Origin of the sequence: Methylocaldum marinum, from assembly GCF_003584645.1 — a bacterium.
Classification (GTDB): Bacteria; Pseudomonadota; Gammaproteobacteria; order Methylococcales; family Methylococcaceae; genus Methylocaldum; species Methylocaldum marinum.
The window spans coordinates 62,126-81,572 of record NZ_AP017928.1; the positions used below are offsets into that span (position 1 = coordinate 62,126).

The 19,447-nt window shown below is 61.0% G+C and carries 13 protein-coding genes; 6 read left to right on the forward strand and 7 right to left on the reverse strand.

Features of this window, described 5'->3' with window-relative positions:
• The first annotated feature begins 174 nt into the window (after window positions 1–174).
• The 5 genes from sS8_RS00360 to sS8_RS00385 all read left to right on the forward strand — a co-directional run bounded on the left by sS8_RS00360 (window position 175) and on the right by sS8_RS00385 (window position 7,106).
• Window positions 175–1,140 (forward strand): IS110 family RNA-guided transposase, encoded by a 966-nt coding sequence (locus tag sS8_RS00360; RefSeq protein WP_084161956.1) that lies wholly within the window; start codon window positions 175–177, stop codon window positions 1,138–1,140.
• A gap of 484 nt (window positions 1,141–1,624) precedes the next feature.
• On the forward strand, window positions 1,625–4,120 hold the full coding sequence (locus sS8_RS00365) for an ExeM/NucH family extracellular endonuclease (RefSeq protein WP_119627905.1): 2,496 nt from the start codon (window positions 1,625–1,627) through the stop codon (window positions 4,118–4,120).
• Window positions 4,121–4,181: 61 nt separating this feature from the next.
• Window positions 4,182–4,781, forward strand: coding sequence for a hypothetical protein (locus sS8_RS00370; protein ID WP_119627906.1), 600 nt, complete (start codon window positions 4,182–4,184; stop codon window positions 4,779–4,781).
• 168 nt (window positions 4,782–4,949) lie between these two features.
• Window positions 4,950–5,486 (forward strand): phosphohydrolase, encoded by a 537-nt coding sequence (locus tag sS8_RS00375; RefSeq protein ID WP_119632549.1) that lies wholly within the window; start codon window positions 4,950–4,952, stop codon window positions 5,484–5,486.
• A gap of 327 nt (window positions 5,487–5,813) precedes the next feature.
• A complete protein-coding gene (locus sS8_RS00385; protein WP_145986350.1) occupies window positions 5,814–7,106 on the forward strand; it encodes a GGDEF domain-containing protein in 1,293 nt (430 codons plus the stop codon).
• Window positions 7,107–7,172: 66 nt separating this feature from the next.
• Here the strand turns inward: sS8_RS00385 and sS8_RS00390 are convergent, their stop codons facing one another.
• The 7 genes from sS8_RS00390 to rtcR all read right to left on the reverse strand — a co-directional run bounded on the left by sS8_RS00390 (window position 7,173) and on the right by rtcR (window position 17,058).
• The gene (locus tag sS8_RS00390) at window positions 7,173–7,745 is read right to left on the reverse strand and encodes a YqiA/YcfP family alpha/beta fold hydrolase (protein WP_119627909.1); all 573 of its coding nucleotides are present in this window, start codon (window positions 7,743–7,745) and stop codon (window positions 7,173–7,175) included.
• 207 nt (window positions 7,746–7,952) lie between these two features.
• Window positions 7,953–8,585 carry an MBL fold metallo-hydrolase gene (locus tag sS8_RS00395; protein WP_170160885.1) on the reverse strand — a complete coding sequence of 211 codons (633 nt, stop codon included), beginning with the start codon at window positions 8,583–8,585 and terminating at the stop codon, window positions 7,953–7,955.
• Between the two features lie 277 nt (window positions 8,586–8,862).
• Window positions 8,863–9,819 carry a hypothetical protein gene (locus sS8_RS00400; protein ID WP_145986351.1) on the reverse strand — a complete coding sequence of 319 codons (957 nt, stop codon included), beginning with the start codon at window positions 9,817–9,819 and terminating at the stop codon, window positions 8,863–8,865.
• A 271-nt stretch (window positions 9,820–10,090) separates the two neighbouring features.
• Window positions 10,091–11,299: an RtcB family protein gene (locus sS8_RS00405; RefSeq protein ID WP_119627912.1), complete on the reverse strand. Its 1,209-nt coding sequence runs from the start codon at window positions 11,297–11,299 to the stop codon at window positions 10,091–10,093.
• 367 nt (window positions 11,300–11,666) lie between these two features.
• The gene (locus sS8_RS00410; RefSeq protein WP_119627913.1) at window positions 11,667–13,649 is read right to left on the reverse strand and encodes a DUF3857 domain-containing transglutaminase family protein; all 1,983 of its coding nucleotides are present in this window, start codon (window positions 13,647–13,649) and stop codon (window positions 11,667–11,669) included.
• Window positions 13,646–14,956 carry a hypothetical protein gene (locus tag sS8_RS00415; RefSeq protein WP_145986352.1) on the reverse strand — a complete coding sequence of 437 codons (1,311 nt, stop codon included), beginning with the start codon at window positions 14,954–14,956 and terminating at the stop codon, window positions 13,646–13,648. The genes sS8_RS00410 and sS8_RS00415 overlap by 4 nt, the downstream gene beginning before the upstream one ends.
• Window positions 14,957–15,450: 494 nt before the next feature.
• On the reverse strand, window positions 15,451–17,058 hold the full coding sequence (rtcR, locus tag sS8_RS00420; RefSeq protein WP_119627915.1) for an RNA repair transcriptional activator RtcR: 1,608 nt from the start codon (window positions 17,056–17,058) through the stop codon (window positions 15,451–15,453).
• A gap of 201 nt (window positions 17,059–17,259) precedes the next feature.
• Here rtcR and sS8_RS00425 point away from each other — a divergent pair, with 201 nt between their 5' ends.
• On the forward strand, window positions 17,260–18,813 hold the full coding sequence (locus sS8_RS00425) for a vWA domain-containing protein (RefSeq protein WP_119627916.1): 1,554 nt from the start codon (window positions 17,260–17,262) through the stop codon (window positions 18,811–18,813).
• Window positions 18,814–19,447: the final 634 nt, after the last annotated feature.

Here is a 19,447-nt window from a genome sequence, read left to right on the forward strand (position 1 = left end):
GCCTGGAGGGCGCTCCAGGTTTGAGCGACTGGATGCCGTTCCCGCCCTTGGGACACCAAGCCCGTTGCGTCGATCGATGCAGCAGTCGCTCACCCTCATCGAGCGATCGAACAGTATCTTCGGCCCGGCTTGCCGGCAGCCCGCATTCACAAGGTAGATCATTTGAGGTTCATGATGCCCACGTTTTATCTCGGAATTGATGTCGCCAAAGCCAAACTGGACTGCGCGTTACGCCTCCCCAACGGGAAGTTCCGAACCAAAGTCATCGCCAACTCCCAAGACGGGTTCGCCACCCTCGTCACTTGGCTCACCGGCCCAGAGGCACGGAATGTTCACGTGTGTATGGAAGCCACTGGGGTGTATTGGGAAGACGTCGCCCAGTGCTTGGCTACCCAAGGGTTCACTGTCAGCGTCATCAACCCTGCCCAAATCAAAGCCTATGCCGCTTCCCGCTTAACCCGGACCAAAACCGATGCCGTCGATGCGCGCCTCATCGCCGAATTTTGCGCCGAGCGCCATCCGCCTCCCTGGCAGGCGAGAAGCGAAGCCGAAATCGCCTTGCGCGCGCTCGTGTTGCGTCTGGATGCGTTGCAAGCCCTGCGGACCCAGGAAAGTAACCGCCTGGAGGTCGCCCGGGACGCGGTGCGCACCAACATTCAAGAACACCTGAATTGGCTCGATCAGCAGATCAAGAGCCTGATCAAAACCATCAATGAGCACATCGACTCTAACCCCGATCTGAAGGGGAAGCGCGAATTACTCGAGAGCATCCCCGGTATCGGGGAACGCACCATCGCCATTCTGCTCGCCTTCTATGCCGAGCCCAGCCGCTTCGCCAATAGCCGACAAGCCGTCGCCTTCGCCGGGCTCGACCCGCGCCGGCAGGAGTCCGGAACGAGCGTGAAAACCAAGCCGCGGCTGTCCAAGGTCGGCCATGCCTTCTTGCGCAAAGCCCTCTACATGCCAGCCATGGTGATCCTGTATAAGACCGCTTGGGGCCAGCCCTTCAAGAACCGGCTCGCGCTCTCGGGCAAGCCCGCCAAGCTCATCATCGGTGCCATGATGCGCAAGCTCCTCCAGGTCGCTTTCGGCGTCCTCAAGTCCGGAAAACCCTTCGATCCAGCACTCCATGGCACTTGACCCGGATAACAGTATCTACAGGGTGCACGATCGTAGGTCGGCAATCCCTTGCCGACGCAGACGCTCGATCGGGCCGTGACGTCGGGAAAGGATTGCCGAATACGAATGCTTCCGCGCAGAGTGACGCATTAGGCCCGTCGAACCATAAACGGAATCCACTTGATCAGAGCTTCCTTAGCGCGTGCCCGCCCGTCGCCGGAATACGAAACCACCCTCATGTCCGAATTTCGCATCGTTTCGGAAACTGTCACACGACGTTCAAACGGTAGTCATAAAACACCTTTACTGTTTCGCTGCCACGGAACCTCAAGGAAGTTCTGAAAAGGCCCTCTCCCGCAGTGAGAAGGCCGGGTGACGGCCGTTTAGCTCAAGCAGTTGCTCGGAATGGGCGACTGCATCGGAACTTCCTGAAGACAAGCCGTTTCCGGGTTGAGAGTCCCGACGCTCGACCTCTCCGAATTCACGACGCCAGAAGGACAAGAACATGACGCGTAAGGTACTCACCGGAGCGGTGCTCGCGCTACTCGGATCCGCCGGGTACGCCGCAACGCCGGTTTTCATCAACGAAATCCATTATGATAACGAAGGCACGGATACCGGCGAGGCCATCGAGATCGCGGGGCCGGCGGGCACTGACCTGAACGGCTGGAAAATCGTCCGCTACAACGGCAACGGCGGTGGTTTATATACCACTCCCGGCGCGATGACATCGGAAACACTCAGCGGGACGATTCCCGATCTGGGCGGAACCGGGTACGGCGCGATTACCGTCGAATATGCCGAGAACGGCTTGCAGAACGGCGCTCCCGACGGTATCGCCCTGGTGAATGCGCTCGGTGAAGTCGTTCAATTTCTCAGCTACGAAGGCGTGTTTACCGCCGGCAATGGGCCGGCCGCCGGCCTTGCCAGTACCGATATCGGCGTGAGCGAAAGCAGCGCCACGCCCGCCGGCGGATCCCTGCAACTCACCGGTGCCGGCGTGGGCTACGAGGATTTTACCTGGGTCGCGACGACCGGAAACACATTCGGCGCGCTCAACGACGGCCAGACTTTCGGCACCGCACCGCCTCCGCCATCTTCGGTCAGCCTCATCAGCGCGGTGCAGGGCAACGGCCTGTCGAGTCCCGTCGCCGGTGCGGCGGTGACGGTGGAAGCCATCGTGATAGGAAGTTTCCAGGGAGCGGACGGCTTGGGCGGATTTTTCGTTCAGGAGGAACCGGCGGATTACGATGCCGACCCCGCCTCGTCCGAGGGGCTGTTCGTCAAATCCACCGTCGCCGTCGCTCCGGGCGATCGGGTGCGGGTGAGCGGCGTGGTCACCGAAGCCAATGGCCTGACGACGCTGAATGCCTCCTCGGTGGAGCTTGAAAGCAGCGGAAACGCGCTGCCGCCGGCGACCGCGGTGGTCCTGCCGTTCGCCGGATCGGCCACCGACCGGGAGCGCTACGAGGGCATGCTGGTTTATCTCCCGCAGACTCTGACCGTTACCGAGAACTTCCAGTTGGGCCGATTCGGACAAATCGTGCTGTCCGCGAACGGTCGCTTGCGAAATCCGACTCATGTTGCGTTGCCCGGTGCGGCGGCGAATGCCGTGGCGGCGGCCAACGATCTGAATCGCTTGCTCGTGGACGACGGCTCCGATGTCCAGAATCCCGACCCCGTGATCTATCCGGCGCCGGGCCTGAGCGCCGCCACTACCCTGCGCAGCGGGGACACCCTGACCGGCGTGACCGGCGTGCTGAGTTACGGCTTCGGTGCTTACCGCCTGCTGCCTACGGCGGAACCTTCGTTCGTGGCCGACAATCCGCGCCCGGCAGCGCCGCCGGCCTTGCCGGGCATCGGCTCGCTGCGGGTCGCCAGCTTCAACGTGTTGAACTACTTTAACGGCGACGGGTTCGGCGGCGGATTCCCGACCGCCCGCGGCGCCGAAGACCCGGCCGAGTTCTCCCGCCAGAAGGACAAGATCGTTCCCGCCATACACGGCCTGAACGCCGACGTGATCGGCCTCATGGAAATCGAAAACGACGACGACGCTTATCCGGCGATCCGGGATCTGGTGGACAGCCTCAATCTTCATGCCGGCTCCAGTCAATACGCTTACGTTAACACCGGGATCGTCGGCACCGACGAGATCCGCGTGGCGCTGATCTACAAGCCGGCCAAGGTGACTCCGGTCGGTTCGTTCGCGATTTTGGATTCTTCGGTCGACCCGGACTTCAGCGACACCAAGAACCGGCCGGCCCTGGCCCAGGCCTTTCTGGACAAGCACTCCAACAAAATACTGACGGTCGCGGTGAATCATCTGAAGTCGAAAGGTTCGGACTGCAATGACGTGGGCGATCCGGATCAGGGCGACGAGCAGGGCAACTGCAACCTGACCCGCACCAAGGCCGCGCAGGCCCTGGCAGCGTGGCTAGCGGCCGATCCCACCGCGAGCGGCGCTTCCGAAATCCTGGTCATCGGCGATCTGAACGCCTATGCCAAGGAGGATCCGATTCAGACCCTGGAGCAAAACGGGTTTGTCGATTTGGTCCGGCTCTTCGGAGGCGAAGACGCCTACTCCTACGTGTTCGACGGCGAAGCGGGCTACCTGGATCACGCCTTGTCCGGTCCGGCGCTTACCCATCAGGTCAAGGGTGTCGCAGAGTGGCATATCAACGCGGATGAGCCGGTTGCGCTGGACTACAACACCAACTTCAAGAGCGCGGGGCAGATCACGAGTTTCTACAGTGCCGATCCGTACCGGTCCTCGGACCACGATCCCGTCATCGTGGAAGTGCTGGTGCCGGGCGACTTGGACAAAGACGGCGACGTCGACACGGCCGATTTCACCCGTTTCCGCTCGGCCCTGGGCAAGTGTCCGGGCAGTGCCGGCTATCTTGCCGAAGCCAATTACGACGGCGTCGGCTGCGTAAGCTACGCCGACTACCAGCGCTGGTACGCCCACTACAGTGCGTTTCGCGCCAAGGTGGGCCTGTAGAAATCGCCATTCGGCCGCTTCGCGGGGACGAGGCGGCCCAGCTCGTTATCGGAGATAAATTATGCCGACTTTGAAAGCCCACTCGGCGGTCGCCGTTCTCTGGCTATTGACCACCGCTCCGTGTCATTCCGCCGTGCTGTCGCTCGATCCGGTCGACGCTGCGCCGATACGGGCGGGCGATACCTTCAGCATCGATCTGATCCTGACCGAGGCCTTCGCCGGCTTGAACGCCGGCGACGAATTGCTCGCCTTCGGATTCGAAACCGCGTTCGAGAGCTCGGCCGCGAAACTGACCGGTGTGACTTACGCGTCGTCGTTCGGCGATGATGCCGCCTTACTCGGCCTGGATCTGGCCGGTTCCGCTTTCCCCGGCATTCCCAACATCCCGGACAACCAGAGTGTGACGCTCGCGACCCTCGAGTTTTACGCGATACACGCCGGCGCGTTCGGCTTGAGCCTATCGGGCGATCCGTCCGAACCCGATCAAGGCCTGTTTTTCGGCCTTCACGGCCCGTATGCGGCCAATGCCGCCTTGTCCGTCGACATTCAGCCGAGCGCGGTGCCCGTGCCCGCCGCCTTCTGGCTGTTCGCCAGCGGGCTCGCAGGACTGTCGGGCAGGCGCGTATGCCGGACCGACCGCGGGAAAGACGCGGTAGGATAACCGCCGTTGCGGACCACTGCTGCCCAGGGCGGTCCCCGTAACAAGACTCATCTAGCCGGCGGTTTCCCCGCACCCGGCCCCGGCCGAGGTGGTATGCCGCCGGGGCCGGTGACGGTTCAAACACGCTATGCTATGGCGTGTTCCGAACCGTCACTGGCCCTACCGAAGATGACCCCTTACATTTCCACATACCGCGGCAACCGCTTCTATCCCGCCGAGCCCAGGGTCGAAGACATCGACATCGAAGATATTGCCCATGGTCTGGCCTATACCTGCCGCTTCAACGGGCAAACCACGGCTTTTTATTCGGTTGCCCAGCATTCCCTGATCGTCTGCGAACTCGTGCCGGAAAGCCTGAAGCGCGAAGCCCTGCTGCACGATGCGGCGGAGGCCTATCTCGGCGACCTGGTCAAGCCTTTGAAGGCGCTGCTGCCGGAGTTCGTGGCCATCGAGCATCAGGTCATGGCGGCGATAGCCCGCGCCTTTGGTCTCGGCGATTGGATCCACCCCGACATCAAGCGCGCCGACCGCATCGCCCTGGCGACCGAGAAACGCGATTTGATGCCGTATTCGGTCGAGCCGTGGAGCGAACTGCAAGACGTCGAGCCTTTGAGCCAACCCTTGCGTCCCATGAGTCCGAAGCTGGCCAAGCAGGCATTTCTGGACACTTACGCTCGACTGTTCGAACATCGCGCGAGCGATTGATCCCGTCCTCGATGAGCTTCCGCTTAGATGCCGGACGGTTGACGACCGTCCAGGCCGTGTAGGCCGCCTATACTTTTCGGAGTTGTAATGCCATCAGGACAGGCTCCGCGTAACCCGCCGACCCTTCGGCTTGGCTCAGGACAGGTCCGAGGTTGCTCGGCGGGTTACGGCCTTGCGGCCTAACCCGCCCTACGAAAATGAATTTCTGATCGAAAGCGATTTGGAACAATGGGTTTTGACGACCCGCGATGGGTTGTTGCCGGTTCCGCTCGGGTTGGGGGCGGGCGGAACCGGGATTGAACAGCAAGAAGTGGAAAGGAGAAGGTCTTGGATCGGGAGATGACACCGGAAGAAGCGGTTCTGTATCACCTGGCCGCACGCTATCTGAGTCTTTTGTTGCCGCGCAACGTCCGCGACGCGTTGGAGCCGCGGTTTCGGAAGGCGGAAGCGGTTTTGGGCGCGTCGCCGGAACTCGTCGAGTGGAGCAAGAAAGTCCTGCTGAGTTCGCATTGGGACGGAGTCCTGACGTCCCCGGGCGGCCTGGAAGCGCATGCCGGCCTGTTGTCCACCGCGCTTTATGAAAGTCGCAAGGTGTGGATCGAATACGAAGGCAAGGACGAGCGCGTCCAGTTCAATCCGTTCGGCCTGGTGCAGCGGGATCGGGCCTTGCTGGCGATCGGTTCTTATAATCAACAGGCCCACCCCTTCATGCTGGCCGTTCGCAAAATCCGGAACGTGCAGCTGACCGACGAGCCGGCGGTATCGCCGCCGCCTGATTTCGAGCTTCAAACCTTTGTTGATACGCAGCTCAATTTTCCGACGAGCGCCGGGATTTTCGACGATCTCCAGCTGGAATTCGCGGAAAGTGCCTATGACTATGTCCGGTCTCACCTCTTAGTTGCCGACGAGGTGACGCTCGATCCTCCGGGAGAGTATGCCTACCCGGGCTATTTCCGACTGCGGGCCTCGGGCGTCCGGGATAGCCTGCGCTTTCGGCAATGGCTCCTGGGCTTCGGCGACGCCGTCCGGGTGCTGAAGCCCGAAGTTCTGCGCCGGGAGGTCGGGCGGGCTCAGCTGGATGGGCGCACCAATCTGGTCAATGCCGCCGAATTCGAACGCCTGCTCCGGCGGGAAATCGCCCGCTGCCGGCGCGATATTTCGGCCCGTTTTTGCCTGCTGCTGCTCGATCTCGATCATTTCAAGAAGATCAACGACACCCATGGCCATTTGGCGGGTGATCGCGTGCTCGAACAGCTTGCACTGCAGATTCGCGCCTATGATGCCTCGCGCTACGGTGGCGAGGAATTTGCAATTCTTTTGCCGGGAGCGGATGTCGGAGCGGCGGTCGACATCGCCGAGCGAATACGTACCCGAATTGCGGCGTGGCCCTGGGAGAACGCGCTGGACCTGCCGATCGCGGTCACGGTCAGCATCGGGATTGCCGAATTCCCCGGCACTTTCGCGAAGCAGGCCGAGTTCATGCAGGGCGATACACCGGACGGGGATTGCCTGGCCGGTCTTGCGAAGTCGGTCAAAGCCGCGGCGGACCGAGCCCTTTATCAGGCGAAGCGAAACGGGCGGAATCGGGTTGCGAGTTTTTCGGATGCGGAGGATGTTTGATCGCGACAGGAATTTCGCGGGCCGAGGCCGTAATGCAAGTCGTCGCTGTTCGTCCGCGTGACTTCATCAGGGCGCCCGTTGCTCGGCAAAATCGACGATCGCATCCAAAAAATCGGAGAAATGCCGAAAGCTGTGATCCCCGCCGTCGATGACCGTCTGACGAGCGCCGGCGTATTTCCGGACCGCCTGGCGATAGTCCAATACTTCATCCCCGGTTTCCACCAGCAGCCAGAAGTGTTCGGGCCGTGCGATCCGCGGAACATCCAATTGTTCCAGTTCGGCAAGGTGTCGGGACGTGAATTCAAAAGTCTCGCCCGTGTAGAGATTGGTCTGGGGTCCCACGAACGGCGCCAGCGTCTCATAGGCGACCGCCGCAGGGTTGATCAACGCGGCCCGGAGGTCGTGTTTCTCCGCGAGATAGGTCGCGTAGTAGCCACCCAGCGAGCTGCCCACCAGGGTCGGGACCGTCCGGGATTGCGACAGCACCGCTTCGATCGCTTCGATGGCTTGTCGCGGACCGACCGGCAATTGTTCGCACCAGAACCGATCCGCCATGCCGCGCTCGGCCATGTGCCGTGCAAGGAGACGCGCCTTTGCGGACGCCGGTGAAGAGCGAAATCCGTGTAGATAGATGATCATGAAAGCTCCGTCGGGACAGCTTGTGCAATTCGAAACCGGTAACTACTGTTTCCGGGAAAATGGCATTTGGCATTACTTTACGGCATTGTCCGGCTTTCCACGAAGGCGTTCCGGATCGCTCTTGTTTCTTCGGGCGATGAATGCGCCGATTCGTAAGCACGGTTCGTCGGCTTGTGGTGTGAGCATATCCGTCGCTTTGGAGGCTGCTCAGCCGTCGGCTTCCCTGGCATCCCGAGCGAGCAAGGCCCGCAGCGCCGCCTTCGGGGCGTCGCGGAGCGGCACGCCGTGGTCGAAGCAGATCACCGCGAAATCCAGCGCGAGTAAGTTCCGCACGCTTTGCCGGGTCAGGGCCGGGTTTTCGTGATAGGCGGCCGGTACGAACGCCAGAGGTTCGCCTTCCGCGTGGGCTAAAAGATCCGGACAAAACAGAATCCCGCGCGGCTGCGGCAACAGGAAGGCGTAATGCGCGGCTTCCGGCCCCGGCGTATGAATCGCCTGAAGCCCTCCCGGCAGAACATCGCCCGCCCGGTAGCGAATATCCGGTTCTTCCGCCATCGGCCGCGTGTCGACGGGGGCGTACACCTTTACTCCGAACTGGCGCCGGTAATGCCAGGCAGCCCGCTGGTGGCAGGCGGCGGTCAGGCAAATCGCTGCCGCCGGACCCAGCCGTTCGAGGGCTGCTGTTTCGAGCCTTAACGGATCGATCAGAACGATACCGTTGCCGCACGCGATGGCATGCGCGTCGCTTTCGTAGCCGATACGATCGTCCTCTACGGACCAGCGCCACACTCCGGGCGCTACGGCCTCGATTTCAGAGGCAATGGTTTTCGGTTCGGACACGAGACCTCCTTTAGGCACAGGCCTTTCTCGAAGAGGGTGTGCGGGAAGCGGCGGTGCCGGTGAAGCCGTCGGCAAAGGATTGCCGACCGTGCCGCTGTAGATCGCGAATCCTTTCGCGACATTACGCCGCTCGGCCGGCGGTTTGCGTCTTGATTTCCAAGACGGTATCTACGCCGCGATCGGTTGTCATTCCGGACCAGACGCTTCCCACACACTTAGACTCCGGTTTCGTCCGTGTGCTCTGCTTGACACTCGATTTCTGGCGAGGCCGTGAATCCTAGAGGTCCAGGCGAAACATACGGACATCTTCCCGCTCGGCGCGTTTCACCGCATCCTTCTGCCGTTTTTCGCCGCCGATGATTTCCGGCAGATCGTTCACGGCGGTGAAGCAGAATCGCCGCGGCAAAGCGGTGTAGAGCGAGCGGGGCGGTTCCCCGCAGCGCTTGAACAAGCGCCCGCTGTCGTGGCTGTGATACCAGATGCGATGCAAGCCGAATACCTCGACGATCAGCCATAGGGCCGCGGTCAGCGCGGCGTCGTCCCAGTAGCGGCGGTGAAAGGCCAGCCGTTCCTCGTAGTAACGGACCACGTCCTGCCAGCGTCCGCCGATGAGGCGGAACAGTCGAGGACGTTTTTCCACCGGCCTGGTCAGCCACTGCCGGGCGCGGGCGGCGGCCCAGCGGGCGTTGCCTATCCAGTCACTCTGCACCTCCTCGATCAGAGCCTCGCCCCGGGTCCAATCCAGGTCCAGCCGTACCCAGGCCAAGGTTTCGCGCACGCTCGAAATCGGATGGCCGACATATTCGAAGGGGCCTGCACCGGTTTGTCCCCGGGGCCGGACGAGGCGGCGATAGTGTCGTACATGGTCGGCGGAGAAGTCGAGTCGCAGCACCAGATTGATGCCCCGGCGGGATGTTTGAGCCCATCGGAATCGATCACGCTCGCCGCTCCAGGTTCCGATGGACAGCCGAAAATGCTCGACTGTCGGAGACCAGTCCAGGTAGCGGACGGTCTCGGCAGAGAGCTTGCCGTCGCCGTGATGCGCCAGCAGGGCCTTGATATTCGGCTTGTGTAGCAGCCCCGCGAAAGGACCGCCGCGCAGTTCGGCGATGCGAGGGCCGCGCGCTGCCGCGTGGCCGAGCAGGAATACGCCGTAGCGGTCCGGGTAGTAATAGAAATAAGACGATTCGTTGCTCAGGCAGGCGATCAGTTCCTGAGCGAGTAGCATTTCCATGATGAAGTCCTGTGTGTTCGGGTTCGTCTTCGGCGGATGTAGCCCCGGGTCGAAATTCGCCTTGCGGCGGGTTGCGACAGCGAATGAATCGGCACACTCATGGTTAGTCTCCTGGTTGGTTGTGTTGGCAAAGCCGGGCGGAAAGTCGTTTCGCCTCGGCTTTCGTATCATCGAATGGTTGGAGGAACGTGCCGCGTCGATGTCCACCGCCGACGTTTCGGAGGCAGGACAGCCGACACGGCGTTCGCTGCTGAAACGGAAAACGAGCCTTTCAGCCTTTCACGCACACGACCTGCTTCAAGGTATGCACCACGTCCACCAGGTCGGTCTGGCGTTCCATCACCCGGTCGATGTCCTTGTAGGCTCCCGGAATTTCGTCCACCACGGCTTTGTCCTTGCGGCACTCGACGCCTTCCGTCTGCTGCGCCAGGTCGTGGCGATTGAAGCGGCGCTTGGCCTCGCTGCGGCTCATGCGCCGTCCCGCGCCGTGGGAGCAGGAGCAGAACGACGCCGAATTGCCCTTGCCGCGTACGACATAGCTCTTGGCGCCCATACTGCCGGGGATGATGCCCAGTTCGCCGTCCCGTGCCGAGATGGCGCCCTTGCGGGTGATGAACAGTGCTTCGCCGAGGTGGGTTTCACGCGCCACGTAGTTGTGATGGCAATTGATGGCCTCGCCCTCGGTGCGAAACGGCGGCAGATGAGGCCGGATCGCTTCCAGGATCAGATCCAGCATCATGCGGCGGTTCAGCAGGGCATAATCCTGAGCCCATTCCACGGCTTCCCAGTAGTCGTCGAACAGGGGCGAGCCGTCGGCGAACCAGGCCAAATCCTTGTCGGGCAGCCGAGTATGTTCCTTTTCCGCCAGCTTGCGCGCCGCCGCGATGAAATACCGGCCCATGCAGTTGCCGATGCCGCGCGATCCCGAATGCAGCATCACCCATACTCGCGAGGCCTCGTCCAGGCACAGTTCGATGAAGTGGTTGCCGCCGCCGAGGGTACCCAGTTGGGAAACCCAGGTGCGGACGAACTGGCGCTGCATCTTCATCAGCCCCGGATGCTTGCCGACGATGCGGTCGAGCCGGTCCGTCAGCGGGCGAGCCAGGCGGGCATGGGCCGAACCCTGGATCTTGTCGTAGGGGTGCTGTTCGAACCCCACCGGTACCGCGGCTTCGATGGCGCTGCGCAGACGGGCGAGGCCGTCAGGCAGATGCTCGGCGGAAAGGCTCAAGCGCACTGCGTTCATGCCGCAGCCGATGTCCACCCCCACTGCCGCGGGGATAATGGCGGCCCGGGTGGGAATGACGCTGCCCACCGTCGCGCCGATGCCGGCATGCACATCCGGCATGGCCGCCACATGCCCGTGGACGATGGGCAGTTGGGCCACATTGAGAAGTTGTTGCAAGGCGGCCGGCTCGATATCGTCGGTCCACACCATGACCGGTACTCGCCCTTTGTTATATCTCTGTTGAATAGGCATAAATCGAAATCTCTGAATGAAAGTCGGGCATGCGGCGGCCAATAAAAAACCCCTGGCGAGTGCAACTCGCCAGGGGTTTTGGGAACCTCAGGCCAGTGCCCGGAATACCGGCACCGGCCACGAGACCGTGACCTTAGCCGGTGGTGATCGTGATCGACAGAAAGGACTTGGGTACGGACATCGTTCGAGCTCCTGTATCGGATGAGGGGGGAATAAACCCCGGTTGGAAGAAACGCTGTGGGTGGTATTTTAGGAGACGCCCGCAACGTGTCAAGAAATTATCGGAGCGGCATTTCTTAAGTGCGTCGAGAGCAAGCATTCTCCTCTGCATAAGGGGGGCGCCCGGAACCGGACGAACGATTTGTCTTCACTGCCTTGCGGCGAGCTCCCGTTGAACGCCGAACCAGATTCGGGTTTCCTCCCCGGTGAGCTCCAGGAACCGGTTGAATTCGGCTATATCGTTCACCGGAATTTCCGCACGGGGCATCTTCAGCTCGGTGTAAACGGTGACGCGGTCGCGCTCTTTCCGGTAATAGCGATGAAAACTCCCCCAAAGCGACTGGTAATCCACTCTGGGTCCCAAATTGTCGATGCGGGCTCCCGAATTCAGCCGATACGTGATTTGGCTTTGAAAATCGATTCCCTGGAACGAATACGGGTAGCGGCTGTTGGTTGTTTTGACGCTTCTCGCAAGATCGCGCAGCCATGGATCGACTTCGACGATATGGGTCATTTGAGCCGGATCGAAAGCGTTGCGGAATTCCGTGGTGGAACTGATGACCAGGGGGAACGACGGGTGGTCCAGGCCCGCTAATCGCAGGCTCGGACTCACCTTGTCTCCCATGATGTTGCGATAATCCTCCAGGAGCCATTGTTCCCGATCCACCTGGGATCGGGACTCCAAACCCGAGCGAATCCCATCTGCCCAGTGAGAGTCGTAGCTTCTCTCGAGCGTCTCGACGATGGTTCCGTCATCGGTCAGGCGGTTGTCCGCTTTCATTTCCATCTTCCAGGTAAACGTTTCGGAAGCGAGGCTGCCCGGTGCCTCGGTTCCCCGGCCGACTGTCAGTTTCACCGCTCCGTGGATGGCGCGCGGCAGAAATTCGGCAGAAAGGTAGGGGTCCGTCAGATCGACGCAGGATTCATAGTTCGGCGTCAGCTTTACGCAGGCGATCATGTGATTGAAGTACGATGATGCCGGCAGCAGCAGTTTGGAGAGTGAGCGCCTGTTAGTCGATGTCAGCACGGGATAGGCATCCAATCCCACCTTTCGGGCCAAATCGACGAACAGCATGGTTTTGTCCTTGCAGTCTCCGAAGCGGTGCGCCAGGGTCGTTGTCGTCGGTTTGGGGACCACGCCGCTGTGTCCGTGTTCGATACCGACATAACGAATGTCGCGGGAGACGAAAGCGAACAGGCGGTTCAGCCGCTCTTCCGGCCGTGCGGCGTCACGGATCAGACGCTCTGCCAATTCCTTGATTTCCTTGCCCTTCGATAGCGCTGAATCGGCCAGTGTCTGCATGGTGGCGGAGATGGCCGCCCAGCTCGTCGGTTCGGCCAGAACCAGTACCGGCAGGACGTCGTAAGGCGAGGGCATATCCCGCTCGGTCAGGACGGGAGGAATGGCTTTCTTCGTGGCGCAAGAGAGACTTAGGGGCGTTTCCCGGCATGCCAGTTCGGGGTAGTCGGTTTTCCACGCCGGTCGCCGCCGGTTGTCGATCCAGTCGACCCGGACTTGAAAACTCTCGATGGGGGTGAAGCGGGCCGGAAATAAAATCCGCGACCACGGCAGGGGCGATTTTTTCAAATCGGAGACCGTTTTATAAACCAGGACGGAAATGCTGCCCGGCCTTATTTGGGGAAACGGTACGGTGACGTAATACGAATCGTTGAAGATATCAGGAGAATTATCGCTGGTGATTTGCAGGGTGGCGGGATCGACCTCTATCGTCGTACCGTCGGGCTGGAGGACGTAAGCCTCCAGAATTTCCGCCCGCTGAGTGGTTCCGTCGACCCAGAATCCGCTGTTTCCCCCATTCGATATCCCGCTGGACGTAACGTACAGCTGGATACTATGGGTGGTCTCCTCGTCGAGCTTGTCGTCCCTGAGCACAAATTCGTGCTTTTCGGCCAAGGTTACGCTCCCATAGCCGAGATTCTGGAACAGGGACATTCTTTCCGCGTGCGGCAAAAGATCCTGATAGCGATAATGGGGCGGCACCGGAGACCAGCGCACGAGTTCCGTCGTGTTGCCCGGCAATTTGAGGACTCGGTTGGCTTTTGCGGCCGCCGTTCCGGCCGATATACCGAGCAACGCGAACAGGCCTATCAGCCGACAAATGATGCTCATGGCTTGTTCTCCGCAGCACTCAGGCGAAGGCTTTCCACCAGCGCCTGCACGGCATTTTCCTGGTTTTTCGTTCCTTGCCCTATGGCTTCGACGGTGTATTCCGGTGTGACTGCCGTGGCAACGAAGATGGCCTTTGCGGTGTTCATGACACCTTCGTTCCCGGAGAACCGAGCCAGCGAGAGCGGCGTCATTTTCGCCCCGGAGTCCAGGGTGCGGGTCTCGACTACCTCGACATTTCGCCACTGGGCGGCGATTATGGCGCGGCGCGCATCCACGAAACTGTCCAGCGACCGATGTTGAGTGACATGGGCATGAACGACGACCCAGTCATTCAGGGTTTTACCCATCAATTCCAGATCGGTGCCCGGAAAAAGCGTGCCGGACGGCACGACCCGCCAACCTTCGTCCGGTATCTGCAGTCGATAGGTCGGAGTATGGCCGGATACGGATTCGCCGGGAGCGAGCCGTTTACCGGTGAAATGCAGGAACTCCGGCTTGCTTCCCACCAATATCAAAGCCATCAAGGGCAAGCCTGCGATCAGCAGGCTTCGCTGTTTCCAGGTATACCGATTGTCGGGTTGCCTCCAATTCGGGCCATGCGCCAATCGGAGGCGATTCATTTGTTGATGCAGTACCAACCAGGGGATGGCTGCGATCGAAACGGTCAATGGGTATAAAAAGCTCGGCATAACTGTCGGAGCGAATGCGGTGAATATCAATAAACCGGTCAATGCAGCAGGATGAAGAGGAAGGTCGAATCCGTTTTTTCTGGCCGAACGGGCAATCGAATTCGCCATCTGGAAGAAAATGGCGTAATTGACCAACGGAATAAGAACGCCCACGGCATAGAACCCGGGTTGGGTTCTTTTTTCCCCAATCTGGTTTAAATCCCTGATCGTACGATAGGTCAACATGACGGCATAAAGTGTCGCGCTCAACACCAAGAGAAAGTAGACCCGCCAGAGTTTCATGGGAGGATAGAGCGGCTCCGAAGGGTGATCGGGCAGGGCGTTGACTGGGGAGTGCGTCGGCCCCGCCGTCGCGCCGTCGTCGACAAGCCGCGACGCAAAATCGTTGCCGCCGGGTTGGCTATCGGATACTTTCCGTAATTTCTTATGCCGCTTATGGCCGAACCACAGCAGTATCAAGGCTGTGACGACGAAAACGAGGCCTGCGGTCAAGCCGATCGCAAACTGAGTCATGCGATCATCGTGATAGTCGGTATAGACCGGCCCTATAAAAAATACCGACAGGGAAAGCGAGAGAGTTCCGAGATGGAAGCAAAATCCGCCGCGATATTCGGTCATGGCCGCCGTCAAAATTATCACGCCGGCGACCAAGCACCCCGCCGCAAGAGTATACCCTATAAGACGATTGTCTCCCGCGTCGGCAATGGATAGAAACAAACCCAACGCCCCCAGGAGGATAAGTAATATCCCACTGAAATACTGAGTTATTCTCATTAATTCACATCCTGTTATCGATTACGCTAAGAAATTATTCATGGCAATTTTGTAAACCGGTACCGCCCGAAGGCGGGTGAGGAGTGCCGACGACCGCCGCAGCCGGCGTTGAGCGAGAGATGGCGGGGGCAATGGAGAAACGCTTCGGGCGTTGCCTCCGCAAGCTGAAAATATGCACTGCGTACCCTTTGCGAGGTCTGTCCTATTATGAACGCGGAATTTTACTCCATGTACGGAGCGCTCGGCGGGGTACCGGTCGATCCGGCGCCATCGGTTGCGAAGCCTTTCTCGGCGGTGGCCGGGTTCCGGGCACACCTCGACGCTTCCCGCACAGCCGCTCAGCGGGTGGCGAGATCCGCCGCCTGTACGCTCTTCCAGTTCAAGCCGAACCGTGCAAGATACTTCCGCAGCCGGTCCGCGTCGTTGCTGCTGGCGCGAGTCGAGCGGGACACCGCGAACAGGCGGCGGCCGGCATCGGAGAGGCTGGCCGACTCGCGGCAGATTCGAATCACCGATTCCAGTTGCAGCCGGTCGAAAAGATCGATTTTGGCCAAATCCTCCGCCGGAATCAGACGATCGATGCATTCGGTCCGGGCGTCGCCGCCGGGCTCCCACTGGCGGCGCAGCCGGGCGATCTCGGTGTCCACCAGGGCGTCGGATATGCGGCCGCCGTCCGCCAGGGTCGCAAGGCGCATCACGGAAGCGCCGAGATCGCGGAAATTGCCGGTCCAGCGGGCGGCCGGCGAGGTCGCGAAGCTCAGATATTTCTGCCGGGCCTCTTTGCTGAAGCGCACCATTCGCCCGAGCTCGGCGGAGTGACGGGCTAGAAGATAGTCCAGGTTCGGCTCGATGTCTCCGGGCCGCTGGGCAAGGCCGGGCAGGCTGTAGGTCCAGAGATTGATGCGGGCGAACAAGTCCTCGCGGAACCGTCCGGCGATGACGTCCCGGCGCAAATCCCGGTGGGTGCCGGCGATGAGCTGAAAATCGCTGCCCACCTCCAGATCACCGCCCACCGGGAAGAAGGTCTTTTCCTCGATCGCCTTGAGCAGCATGGCCTGCTCGTCCGCTCCGAGTTCGCCGATCTCGTCGAGAAACAATAATCCTCTGTCCGCGCTGCGCAGGAGGCCGCCGCGCGCCGTTACCGCGCCGGTGAACGCGCCTTTGACGTGGCCGAACAAGGCCGAAGCGGCGCCGTCTCCACGCAGGGTGGCGCAGTTGACTTCGACGAAGCGGCCGTCGATCTGGCGGCGTGCCTTTTTCAGTTCGTACACCCGCCGCGCCAGGAAGGATTTGCCGGCCCCGGTCGGTCCCATGAGCAGGATGGGCGCCCTGGAGCGTACCGCCACCTGCTCGATTTCGGTGATCACCCGGTTGAAATGCTCGTTGCGGGTGGCAATGCCGGATTTGAGCAGAGCGATGGCGTCGGACTGTTCGCGGGCGAAGCGCCGGGCTATGGGGTCGTACTTGGACAGATCCAGGTCGATGAGCGCGTAATCGCCGACCTGGTTGATGCCATGCCGCTTGGGCGGGGAGCTTTGCAGCAAGAGGCCGGGGAGGTAGCGCGCCTCGGCCATCAGAAACAGGCAGATCTGCGCGACGTGGGTACCCGTGGTGATATGAATCCAGTACGCCTCCTCGTCGGTATTGAAGGGATAAGCCGTGGCGAAGTCGAACAGCGCCGAGTAGACCTCGCCGAAATCCCAGGGATCGGCGATGTCCAACGCGACTGGATGAACTTTTGTCTCGGGCGAGACCGAGGCGATGTCGGCGACCAGCTGCTCGACCAGGGCGAGATGCCGGTGCGTGTAGAGCAGTTCGAAGCGATGCACTACCAGGTCCTCGCGCTGAGTCAGGGCTACCGTGGGACGCCATTTCTCCCAGCGCCCGCTGGTCTTTCCGGAATCGAGCTGGGTGCCGACGAAACCGATGACGACGATTTTTTTCATGAGATGTCACGCTAAAGCTTTATCCGGAAGTATAGAAAATGCCGGGGCTGTCGTTCTCCGGTTTTTTCTTGCTGTCTGACGTTGATTCAATTAAGTCTCATAAACTCAATGGCTTAAAAAATTTCATCGGCCGTTATCAAGGCCTGGCACACCGATTGCTCTAAGACTGGCGTAATCCAAAACGATAACAAGGAGAACGTCATGGCGAACTTACAGTTGTTCCGGAGCCTGCGCGGCCGACTACTGCCGCCGGCCGGCGCCCTAAACCACGAAGGTGCTCCGAGCTATGGTTTCAGCCCTAAACACCGATTGGCCCAATACGCGGCCACCGGCTGCCTGAGCGGGACCTTCTACGCCGGGGCCGAAGCGCAACTGGACACGATCCTCGCGCTGTGCCGGGAGGTGGATGCCCGATTCATCGCCAAGACTGCCGTTTACTGCCGCGAGAGAGGTTATATGAAAGACACTCCCGCTCTGCTGGCGGCGGTGCTGACGATCCGGGGCCGGGAATTCCTGCCCGAGGTGTTCGGCCGCGTGATCGGCAACGGCCGGATGCTGCGCAACTTCGTGCAGATCCTGCGGAGCGGCGCGGTCGGCCGGAAGTCCCTGGGTACTCGGCCGAAAAAGCTGATTCAGCGATGGCTGAACCAGGCTTCCGAGCGGGACTTGCTGAACGCCGCGGTGGGCAACGCGCCGTCGCTGGCAGACGTGGTGAAGATGGTTCACCCGAAGCCGGCCGAGCCGTGGCGGGAAGCGTTCTTCGCCTGGCTGATCGGCAAACCTTACGATGAATTGGCCCTGCCGCCGACGACGCGGGCGTTCGAGGCGTGGAAGCGCGATCCCTCGGGAGAACCACCGGAAGTGCCGTTCCAGATGCTGACGGCGCTCGATCTCGATGCCGAGCAGTGGGCACGGATTGCCCGGCAGGGTGGGTGGCAGATGGTTCGCATGAACCTCAACACCTTCGTCCGGCACGGCGTGTTCGAGATCAACGGAATGGCCGACACGGTCGCGGAAAAACTGCGTGACGCGAAGGCCATCGCCAGAGCGGGTGTATTTCCGTACCAGTTGCTTGCCGCCTACCGGGCGGCGGGGAAGGGCGTACCGCCGGTGGTCCGGGAGGCTTTGCAGGATGCGCTGGAGATTTCCCTGGCGAACGTGCCGGAGATGCCCGGCCGGGTCGTGGTCTGCCCTGATGTGTCGGGTTCGATGAGCTCGCCGGTGACCGGTTTTCGCGGTTCGGCGAGCACCGCGGTGCGCTGCATCGATGTGGCGGCCCTGATCGGGGCGGCCTTGCTGCGGAAGAACCGGGAGACAATCGTGCTCCCGTTCGAGAACGATGTGGTGACCGTAGATCTGAATCCGCGCGACACGGTACTGACCAACGCGGAGAAGCTGGCGAGTATCGGCGGGGGCGGCACCAATTGCAGTGCTCCCCTGGCTCGGTTGAACCGCCGAAAGGCCAAGGCCGATCTCGTGCTGATGGTCTCGGATAACGAGTCCTGGGTCGACGCCACCCGGCGCGGAGCGACGGCCACGCAGCGGGAATGGGAAACCTTCCGGCAGCGCAACCCGGCGGCCAAGCTGGTCTGCGTGGATATCCAGCCGTACGGCACCACGCAGGCGGCGGAACGCGACGATATTCTGAATATCGGTGGATTTTCCGACGAGGTGTTCAGAGTATTGGGCACGTTCGCGGCGGGGCAGCTGAATCCGGAGCACTGGGTAGGCGTCATCGAGGAAATCGTTTTGTAAGAGGTGGGTGAAGCGCCCGCGAATGCCGGTGTGATTACATCGCTGTCACCGATATACGGATCACATCAATTCTTGTCGCGGGCCTTCACATTGTTTGATTCCAGTGCGAATGCCGGCTTGGACTACATTGGTAAGCGGGAAACCGCTCGGGTTCGACTCCCGTGATGCCGGGGTAACCGGTATCAGGTCCAGCCAATCCTTGTCGCACGCTCTTTTGGCAATAGTTTGGCGCGAATGCCAGGCAGGACTCCATCGGGTCGCCGGTTCGATCCCGGCCCGCGCTTCGGCGCGGTAGCTCAGCGGGTAGAGCAGATGTCCTGCCGCCCTCTTGTCGCGCTACTTTCTTGACGATTTATGGCGAATGCAGGTGGAACTACATGCCTACGATGCCGGTTGTCGCGGGTTCGATCCCCGCCGGTCTCACCAGGGACCGTAGCTCAGCGGATAGAGCACCGAACGTTTCACCGATCCTTGTCGCCGATCTTTTTTGCGATGAATGCAGATGGAACTACAGGGTAAAGCGGTGGGTGAAGAGCCCACAGGTTCCGGGTTCAAGTCCCGGTCGGCCCATGGCCGGTAGCGAAATAGCGAGTTTCATCGATCCTTGTCATCGCACCTTGATGTTGGGGGAAGA

Bases quoted from the DNA above. Each gene is read 5' to 3' on its own strand.
- sS8_RS00360 (WP_084161956.1), top strand. From the start codon at position 175: ATGCCCACGTTTTATCTCGGAATTGATGTCGCCAAAGCCAAACTGGAC.
- sS8_RS00365 (WP_119627905.1), top strand. From the start codon at position 1,625: ATGACGCGTAAGGTACTCACCGGAGCGGTGCTCGCGCTACTCGGATCC.
- sS8_RS00370 (WP_119627906.1), top strand. From the start codon at position 4,182: ATGCCGACTTTGAAAGCCCACTCGGCGGTCGCCGTTCTCTGGCTATTG.
- sS8_RS00375 (WP_119632549.1), top strand. From the start codon at position 4,950: ATGACCCCTTACATTTCCACATACCGCGGCAACCGCTTCTATCCCGCC.
- sS8_RS00390 (WP_119627909.1), bottom strand. From the start codon at position 7,745: ATGATCATCTATCTACACGGATTTCGCTCTTCACCGGCGTCCGCAAAG.
- sS8_RS00400 (WP_145986351.1), bottom strand. From the start codon at position 9,819: ATGGAAATGCTACTCGCTCAGGAACTGATCGCCTGCCTGAGCAACGAA.
- sS8_RS00405 (WP_119627912.1), bottom strand. From the start codon at position 11,299: ATGCCTATTCAACAGAGATATAACAAAGGGCGAGTACCGGTCATGGTG.
- sS8_RS00410 (WP_119627913.1), bottom strand. From the start codon at position 13,649: ATGAGCATCATTTGTCGGCTGATAGGCCTGTTCGCGTTGCTCGGTATA.
- sS8_RS00415 (WP_145986352.1), bottom strand. From the start codon at position 14,956: ATGACCGAATATCGCGGCGGATTTTGCTTCCATCTCGGAACTCTCTCG.
- rtcR (WP_119627915.1), bottom strand. From the start codon at position 17,058: ATGAAAAAAATCGTCGTCATCGGTTTCGTCGGCACCCAGCTCGATTCC.
- sS8_RS00425 (WP_119627916.1), top strand. From the start codon at position 17,260: ATGGCGAACTTACAGTTGTTCCGGAGCCTGCGCGGCCGACTACTGCCG.